6 protein-coding genes and 1 pseudogene are annotated in these 9,231 nt (G+C 48.3%); 5 read left to right on the top strand and 2 right to left on the bottom strand.

The features are described 5' to 3' along the window. Positions 1-720 (bottom strand): reverse transcriptase domain-containing protein (locus tag L5M49_RS18810; protein ID WP_263266630.1); only part of this gene is annotated, 720 nt, incomplete at its 3' end. 503 nt (positions 721-1,223) lie between these two features. Then, positions 1,224-1,802, bottom strand: a complete 579-nt coding sequence (locus L5M49_RS18805) for a recombinase family protein (RefSeq protein ID WP_086903633.1) — start codon at positions 1,800-1,802, stop codon at positions 1,224-1,226. A gap of 159 nt (positions 1,803-1,961) precedes the next feature. Between L5M49_RS18805 and L5M49_RS18800 the strand changes: the two genes are divergently transcribed. From L5M49_RS18800 to L5M49_RS18780, 5 genes and pseudogenes are all read left to right on the top strand, one after another. After that, a complete protein-coding gene (locus L5M49_RS18800; RefSeq protein WP_043495657.1) occupies positions 1,962-4,946 on the top strand; it encodes a Tn3 family transposase in 2,985 nt (994 codons plus the stop codon). A 219-nt stretch (positions 4,947-5,165) separates the two neighbouring features. Next, entirely contained in the window at positions 5,166-5,519 is a 354-nt protein-coding gene (locus L5M49_RS18795; protein ID WP_263266629.1) for a hypothetical protein, read from the top strand. 115 nt (positions 5,520-5,634) lie between these two features. Then, positions 5,635-5,787, top strand: a complete 153-nt coding sequence (locus L5M49_RS18790; RefSeq protein WP_263266627.1) for a hypothetical protein — start codon at positions 5,635-5,637, stop codon at positions 5,785-5,787. Between the two features lie 74 nt (positions 5,788-5,861). Further along, positions 5,862-6,023: pseudogene (locus L5M49_RS18785) on the top strand (integrase core domain-containing protein); the annotation flags it as partial. 69 nt (positions 6,024-6,092) lie between these two features. Further along, positions 6,093-9,176, top strand: coding sequence for a CheR family methyltransferase (locus L5M49_RS18780; protein WP_263266626.1), 3,084 nt, complete (start codon positions 6,093-6,095; stop codon positions 9,174-9,176). The last annotated feature ends 55 nt before the right edge of the window (positions 9,177-9,231 follow it).

The raw sequence follows: 9,231 nt of genomic DNA, 5'->3' as shown, positions 1-9,231 counted from the left end.
GCTTTCCAGCTCTTTATCAAGACTGTCCAACATAATGTTAGAGAGTAATGGCGAGAGTGGGCCGCCTTGAGGCACGCCTTCGAAGCTTGCTTCAAATTGGTCGTTGACCATCACACCAGCTCGCAGGTATTTACCAATAAGCGCCAGCAGACGCTTATCCTGTACCTTGATCCTCAATTGAGTCATCAACAGGTCGTGATTTACTCGATCAAAGAACTTGGACAGATCAACATCGACGGCAAATTTGCGCTTCTGTTTGATGATATCTCTGACTTGCAAGACCGCTTGTTTGGCATTCCTATTCGGTCTAAAGCCGAAGCTATTAGCCGAGAAGAAAGGGTCAAACAACGGCGTGAGAATTTGAGCAATAGCTTGCTGTATCACACGATCAATGACGTTAGGGATACCCAGTTTGCGTTTACCGCCATCGGGTTTGTCGATCTCTACGCGTCTGACTGCTGAAGGGTTATATTCACCTCGTTCCAGTAGAGATTTACACCGTTGCCAACCGCCTTGTTGCATCCAAAGCGGGAAGGCTTCGATAGTCATGCCATCGATGCCAGCCGCGCCTTTATTGGCTTTAACTTGACGCCAAGCTCGGTGTAGATTTTCAGGTTCGAGTAGTTGTTGGAATAAATCGCTGTTGAAGGCCGGTTGCATATCAATACGCTGCCGATAGTAATCGTCTGGCGACGTAGTGGGTATCGACAAGTTTGACAAGACTCCTCCTTCTTCTAAATGTTCAGGCCTTCACCATATCCCAACCATTACGATCATTTACGGTGGCCATTAGATCACGTGGTTTCGTCGTCTTGTGCCAACTCACCTCTAGCCTACGCCTCATATGATGTTCTTGTTCATCAGCTCGCAAATTTGCTAGCGGCTTCCTTCAGACCAATCCTCGCGGATAAGCCCTTGCCATTCGCTAGTAGTTAACGTTTAATAACAGCATGTTATTGAACGGTGACCTTCCTACAGAGGACTTTCACCCCATTAGTTCATGCCCATGCTGGGCGTACACAATCGGCAGCAGGCGGACAGCCTACACTACGCGGTTTTGTGTTACTCGCTGCGCTCAAACATTAACACAAAACCGCTCCGTTACGGCTGCCGCTGTGCCGGGCGTTCTGCTAACACCTAAAAGCGGACTTTACAGCCTTAAAGTTGGAATGTCTGCAATTGGCACTGAGCAGACTGTCAACGCTGGAATCTTGGGTCTGGGATTATTGCTTACCTGCCTTTACCCGAAGAATTGTTTGCCGGGTGGTATTAAACTCCCGGGCAATGGCGCTGATACTGACCCCGGTGTTAATGCGTTCAATCACAGAAAGTTGCTGTTCTTCATTCAGTGTGGAAGGACGGCCAAACCGCTTTCCTGCCGCTTTTGCCCTCGCAATACCTGAATGTGTGCGCTCAAGCAACAGATCCCGCTCAAATTCCGCCACCGCTGAAATAACCTGCATAGTCATTCTCCCGGCAGCACTTGTCAGATCAACACCTCCGAGCGCAAGGCAGTGAACTCGAATATCTGACGCAGCCAGTTGCTCAACTGTTTTTCTTATATCCATGGCATTACGCCCAAGACGGTCCAGCTTGGTGACAATCAGCACGTCGCCATTTTCCATGCGATCAAGCAGTCGGGTGAAGCCTGGTCGTTCACCGGCGGCAACCGAACCGCTGATATGTTCTTCAATCAGTCGCTGGGGCCGGACGGTAAAACCGGCAGCCTCGATTTCTCTGCTCTGATTTTCGGTGGTCTGATCCAGGGTAGAGACCCGGCAGTAAGCAAAAACACGTGACATAGTGATATTTTATGTACGAAATGGATGTACGAATCATAACGCATGTACGAAATGAATTTCACTTACTTTCGGACAGATTTGCAGAGTAGTGTACGAAACCGACCGGTTTCGGTCAGGGCAAGAAATAACGTAAATAAACTATATGCAGAGGAAGCATTTATGCCACGGAGACAAATACTCAGTAGTGAAGAAAAAGAACGCTTGTTGGTTGTGCCGGAAGATGACGTTCTTCTGACGCGCATGTGCTTTTTGAACGAACATGACCTCGCGCTTATTAATAAACATCGCAGACCAGCTAACCGCCTGGGCTTTGCTGTTTTACTTTGCTATTTGCGAGGGCCAGGATTTCCACCCGACAATAATGAGTCCCCTCACTACGGGGTTGTTTCCCGGCTTGCGGCTCATTTGAAACTTCAGCCTGATCTGTGGGCAGAGTATGCATCAAGAGAGGTCACCCGCTGGGAACATCTGGCTGAACTCTACCGCTACCTTGAATTATCCCCCTTCAGCCGGGCGCTGCAAAAAAACTGTATTCGCCACCTTTATCCCCACGCCATGCGGACAGACAGAGGTTTTTTACTTGCGGAAGAAATGCTCTCCTGGCTCCACAGTAATAAGATTATTTTCCCCTCTGTTGAGGTGATCGAACGAACCCTTGCTGAAGCAACAACGCTTGCTGACAGAGCGGTTTTTTCTGCGCTGACCGAGCAGCTTGAACCGGGGCAAAAAGCGGCACTGGACCGCCTGCTGGTATCTGAGGGTGAACAACCTTCACGGCTGGCCTGGTTGCTTCAGCCTCCGGGAAAAATAAACGGCAAAAATGTCCTGCAACATATCGACAGGTTAAATGCGATAGAGTCGCTGGCACTGCCTGACGGTATTGCGCTTTCCGTGCATCAGAACCGGCTCCTGAAACTCGCACGCGAAGGCAGGAAAATGAGTAGCCGGGACCTGGCAAAATTCACGGATGTTCGCCGTTATGCCTCGCTGGTTTGTATCATATCGGAAGCCAGAGCCACCCTGACTGATGAAGTTATTGATCTGCACGAGCGTATTCTGGGCAGTCTGTTCAGCAGGGCAAAACGCACTCAGGCCGAGCGGCTCCAGCAAACGGGAAAGCTGATTCAGAGTAAACTGAAGCAATACGTTACCGTCGGGCAGGCCTTACTTAACGCCAGAGAGTCTGGGGAAGATCCCTGGGCCGCAATAGAAGACGTGCTTCCCTGGCAGGAATTCATCAACAGCGTGGAAGAGACGCGGTTCCTGTCACGTAAGGACAACTTCGATCCGTTGCATCTGATCACAGAAAAATACAGTACGCTGCGTAAATACGCGCCCCGGATGCTGTCAGCGTTGCAGTTCAGGGCTGCTCCCGCTGCAATGCAGCTCGGTGACGCGCTGGATACCGTCAAAGAGATGTATCGAAAGCAACTCCGAAAAGTACCACCTTCCGCACCAATCGGTTTCATCCCGGAAAGCTGGAGAAAAGTTGTGATTACCCCCACCGGCATTGACCGAAAATATTACGAATTTTGCGTGCTGAATGAGCTGAAGGGAGCATTACGTTCTGGCGATATCTGGGTAAAGGGATCACGCCGTTACAGGAATTTCGATGATTATCTGATCCCGTCCGGCGATTTTGAAAAATCACTCAAGGATAACCAGTTACCCCTTGCTGTTCCGGGCGATTGCCATGAATACATTGAGAGCCGTTTGACGCTTCTGGCATCGCGCCTGGAGGAAGTTAATGCAATGGCGCTGGCCGGTGATTTACCCGATGTTGATATATCGGATAAAGGCGTGAAAATTACCCCGCTGGATAATAGTGTTCCTTCAACAGCATCCCCTTTTGGCGATCTGGTTTACGGCATGCTACCTCATCCTAAAATTACTGAAATGCTGGATGAAGTGGACGGCTGGACTGGTTTTACCCGCCATTTCACCCATCTCAAGAACAATCACATCAGACCTAAAGACAGAAAGTTGTTACTGACCACCATTCTTGCCGATGGGATCAACCTTGGGCTGACAAAAATGGCCGAATCCTGTCCGGGAACGACAAAATCGTCACTCGAGGGCATTCAGGCCTGGTACATCAGGGATGAAACCTATTCAGCCGCGCTGGCCGAGTTGGTTAATGCGCAGAAAAAGCGGCCTCTGGCAGCATTCTGGGGCGATGGAACAACGTCATCGTCTGACGGACAGAACTTTCGGGTGGGGAGTCACGGGCGTTATGCGGGTCAGGTCAATCTGAAATACGGTCAGGAGCCAGGCGTGCAAATTTATACACATATTTCGGACCAGTACAGCCCGTTTTACACCAAAGTCATCAGCCGTGTTCGGGATTCAACACACGTACTTGATGGTCTGCTGTATCACGAAACCGATCTGGAAATTACAGAGCATTATACTGACACCGCAGGTTTCACTGAGCATGTTTTCGCGCTAATGCATCTGCTCGGATTCGCTTTTGCGCCAAGGATCCGGGATCTTCATGACAAGCGGCTGTTTATTCATGGGAAAGCTGAGTTGTATCCGGGGCTTCAGTCAATCATCTCCTCAACCAGCCTGAATCTGAAGGAAATTGAAACCCACTGGCATGAGGTACTGCGTCTGGCAAGTTCTATAAAGCAGGGAACGGTAACAGCATCACTGATGATGAAAAAGCTGGCCAGCTATCCTAAACAGAATGGTCTGGCAAAGGCTCTGAGGGAGGTTGGCCGCATAGAAAGGTCATTGTTTATGTTGGACTGGTTCCGGGATCCTTCGCTGCGTCGACGAGTACAGGCTGGGTTGAATAAAGGTGAGGCCCGTAATGCCCTTGCGCGAGCAGTCTTTATGCACCGGCTGGGGGAAATCAGAGATCGGGGACTGGAAAACCAGAGTTACCGGGCAAGTGGGTTGACATTGCTGACTGCGGCGATCTCGCTGTGGAATACGGTCTATATAGAAAGAGCGGTAGATTCATTGAGACGGAAAGGGATCGCGATTAATGAGCAACTGATTACCCATCTGTCACCGCTGGGATGGGAACATATCAACCTGAGCGGGGATTACGTCTGGAGAACAAACCTCAAACTGGGACAGGGTAAATACCGCGCATTACGCTCAGTGAATAGTAGTCTGTACAAAAAACAGGCTTAGCGTAGGATATTTTCCGTTTTCCAAGCGGACCCCGTTCTGGGTGAAATCGCTCTTGGACAATCGCAGGAATATGCCTGTCGCGCAGTACTTGCAGGCAAAGGCTGGAAGCTACGGAAAAAGGACAAACACCACTCGTATAAAGAACCGTGGCTACTCGTGTCTAACTTGGCGTATTGCTTCAATTATGCAAATATAATCAATAAGCTCTATGCTGCGCGGATGCAAATCGAAGAAGCATTCCGCGACCAGAAAAGCCAGACTTATGGCCTTGGCAGCGACGCTCATCGCACGAAAAAGAAAGGTCGGTTAGAAGTTTTGCTTTTACTGGCTGCGCTCGCCAACTGGCTGCATTACATGCTGGGGCTGGCAGCTGAATTGGCCGGTAAACACCGGTCGTTTCAGGCGAACTCATTTAAAACTCACAGGGTGTTATCGTTCAATTATCTGGGTAAACGACTACTCCGATTAGCCAGAGTTGGCATCAGCGGCGAGGAGATCCAAGCGGCAGTCAGGCAACTGCTTGAATGGGTCAGTGTTTTTGATTGGTCAAATGTCAGGAAGGCAATTGCATGATGTTGTTAGATTATTTCTGGGGATCCGTCAGGCAAAATGATTGGTTAGTATTCGGTTTGCTTTTGGGGGCCTTTTTATATAATTTAGCTAAATTATATAAACCGGAGAGGTGCACGTGAACGAATACGTAATTTATGAGCGCATCAAGCAAGCTTTATCCTCAGCACCGCGCAACCAATACACTGCAGAGCTTCATTTGCAGATGATCAAATATGCCGATGATTTAAAAACGATAACTGCAAAGAGTTTTGCGAAGGTGTCGGTCTAAGAAGTAGTTTTGGGACTGAATTCAGCAAAATGCGTAATCTTGTAGGGCGTTTGAAAGCTGCAGGAATGGATACTGTTGAGCGCCACAACAGAACAATCAGGTACAGTTGGGTCAGCAAACATTTATTTGATACGCTTGAAGAAGTTCAAGACTATGCCACTCAATGGCTTTGGTTTTACAATCATGAACGGCCACACAAAGCCAATGGCGGAAAACCACCATTGATGGCCGCTTAGTATCTACTTTTAACTGCGGTTAAAAATGGGGTGATTACCGTCCCACGTTAGAAAAAAAGGACTACTAAATTGAAAGAAATAGAGATTTCTGGCCCCCTTGAAGCCGCAAAGAAGACCGCTCCTGAAAAAACTTATATTGTTGGGGTCGGCGCGTCTGCTGGGGGGTTGGAGGCTATTACTCAACTTATCAATCATTTAAGCATTGATACGCCTTGTGCCTATGTAGTATTACAACATTTATCGCCTACATATCGTAGCATGATGGTTGAGATTTTGAGCCGAGAAACTCTACTAAGAGTTCAGGACGCTGAGCATGGAACCATTCCTCAAGCTGGACATATCTATGTGGTCCCAGCAAATTTCAACGCTCACTTTAAAGAAGGTCGGATTGCTTTGGTGACAGCACAACCAGAGATTTCGCCAAAGCCTTCCGTGAACCAGTTTTTGATATCTCTTGCCGCTGAAGAGGGCGAGTCTGCGATAGGGATTGTGCTCTCTGGTACCGGCTCTGACGGCGTTGCTGGACTGCGTGCTATTCAGGCTGCAGGCGGTTATACCTTTGCACAGAAACCTGAAACCGCCAAATATGATGGGATGCCACGTTCGGCCATTGAAGCTGGCGTGGCTGATAATATCTTAAGTCCAGAAGACATTGCCTTGAAGCTGCCACAACTGCTGGAAGGCTCTAAACAGGAATTAGAAAAAACGTTACCGGCAGATCTGTTATCTGTCCTTCTGGAAAAAGTACGCTGTCATTTGCAACACGACTTCTCCGGTTACAAGGTGGGCACGCTGATAAGACGTATCAGACGACGTGAAGTTGCCACAGGCAGCAAAGACTTGGCCGCTTATATCCAATGGGTTGATGCCCACCCGCAGGAGCTCGAGCTCTTGGTTCGGGATATCTTGATTTCTGTTACAGCGTTTTTTCGAGACAAAGATGCATTTGAAGCCCTCAAACGTGCCATTGCGGAAATTTGTAACCGTAAGCCTGCAGGGAGTGAGATTCGTATTTGGACAGCGGGCTGCGCCACTGGTGAAGAAGCGTACTCTATTGCAATGCTGTTTTCCGAAGCCCTTGGGGATAAATTGCCCCTCTATAAATTGCAAATATTTGCAACAGACATTGATGAGGAAGCTCTCAACGTAGCGCGCCGCGGCGTTTACCCGGCAGGCTCTATGGCTGAAGTCCCAACCGAGCTGATAGAACGATATTTCCAGCCGGTAAATCGGGCGTTTGAAGCCGGAAAGTTACTTCGTGACCTGATTATTTTTGCCCGCCATAATTTAGTAAGTGATCCGCCATTCTTGCGACAAGACCTGATCACCTGTCGTAATGTGTTGATTTATTTTGATGCATCTTTGCAAGCAAAAGTGCTGCAAACCTTTCATTTTGGCTTGCTGCCAGATGGGTATCTATTCCTTGGGCATTCCGAAAGCGTGGCGCATGCAGAGCAAATGTTTATCCCTGTTAATCGTCCAGAACGACTTTTCAGGAAAACTGGCGCAGGTACGCCACTCCCTGTTGTTTCAAGCAATCCACGCAAAAATAGTGTCGCTCGTTCTGATCTGAAGCAAACTTTTATTCTGGATGGTCTAGTCAATCATTTCGGCCTTACAGTGGCGCTTTGCGATAGCGATGGCAATGTGATTCATACCGCCGGAAAAGTAGAAGAATATCTGCAATTTCCGGTTGGAAACACACGTCTAGTGATTGGCCAAATTGTATCAGCCAGCTTGCGGGGGGAGCTGTTAAGTTTAACGCACAAGCTCAACCAATCCGGCAAAGCACAACGCGGACGCCTGCGAAAGCACGACACTGCTCACGTCCGTATGTATGTTGAGCCCATCAAAGACACGAATAACCAGATGTTGCTGGTCATTTTCGTCCCCGAGAAAAAGGTGACCATTGACGCCGAACCAGTGCCATCGACCCCAAATCGTGAGCTAGAAGACGAACTAGTCGCAACCCGTGAGCATTTGCAAACCTTAGTTGAAGAAATGGCAACAGCTAATGAGGAAATGCAGGCACTCAATGAAGAGGCACAAGCATCCAACGAAGAGCTGCAAGCAACCAATGAAGAAATGGAAGCCGCCAATGAGGAACTGCAAGCGACTAACGAAGAGTTGGTTAGCCTTAACGAAGAAATGATTGTTAAAACGACTGAAATGTCGCGTTTATCAGAAGAGTACGCACATCTTTATGATTCGTTGCAATTTCCTATCATGGTTTTTGACAGATCTTTCCAGCTTACTCGTTTCAACGGCCCCGCCGCTCGGCGATTTGACCTGCGTCCAACCGCATTACGCCAACATCTATCAAGTCTTCGACTGCCCAAGATGTTCCATGATTTAGAACAATCCCTTGTAGCAATACTCGCCCATGGCGATAGAGAAGAGAAAATAGTCCATATAGACGGTCGCACCCTGACCCTGATGGTTAATCCAGGTATCAATAAAGCAGGTGATGTCACTAATATTGTGGTGATCTTGATGGATGTGACTGACATTACTCAGGCACAGGCTGAACTCAAACAGTCGCAAGAGCATCTCCATGCATTGATGGAAAACACATCGACCCTCTTTGCGATGAAAGATTTAAGAGGCAGCTACGTCTATGCGAACCGTCGTTTTATTGACTTCTTTCATCTTACCGATTTCGACTTTTTGGGGCGTAGTGATTTCGATTTAATGAGCCGTGAACTGGCATCTATGCTTTGGGAAGGCGACCTGAAAGCCCTGCGTGAAGGCAAGGCTGTTCAGTTGGAATCTGTTGCGACTATCAACGAGACGATTTATCACTTGCGGACCAATCATCAAGTGTTGCTAGATGCACGTGGTAACCCCAGCGTGTTTATTATTGAAGCCGAAGATATTAGTGCTTTAAAGGCGGCTGATGAACAACTGCGTATCTCTGCACAAGTATTTGAGCATGCCGGCGAAGCAATCGCCGTGACTGATAGCCAGGCCGAGATTCAATCCGTCAACTATGCTTTTACCGGGGTGACTGGCTATACCAAGGAGGAGGCAATTGGTCAACATATCGAAAAGTTACTGCAATCCGGTCAGCACCCACAAAGTTTTTGTGAATCAATGTGGCAATCAGTCAATGATTCTGGTTTTTGGCAAGGTGAAATCAGCAACAAACGCTAAAACGGTGATTTATATCCTGCATGGCTCACAATTAATCAAATCAAAGATAACAACG

This window comes from Shewanella sp. SM74, from assembly GCF_025653725.1.
GTDB lineage: Bacteria > Pseudomonadota > Gammaproteobacteria > Enterobacterales > Shewanellaceae > Shewanella > Shewanella oncorhynchi.
Note: the sequence above shows the minus strand (reverse complement) of the source record. Positions and strands in the feature narration are given on the sequence as shown.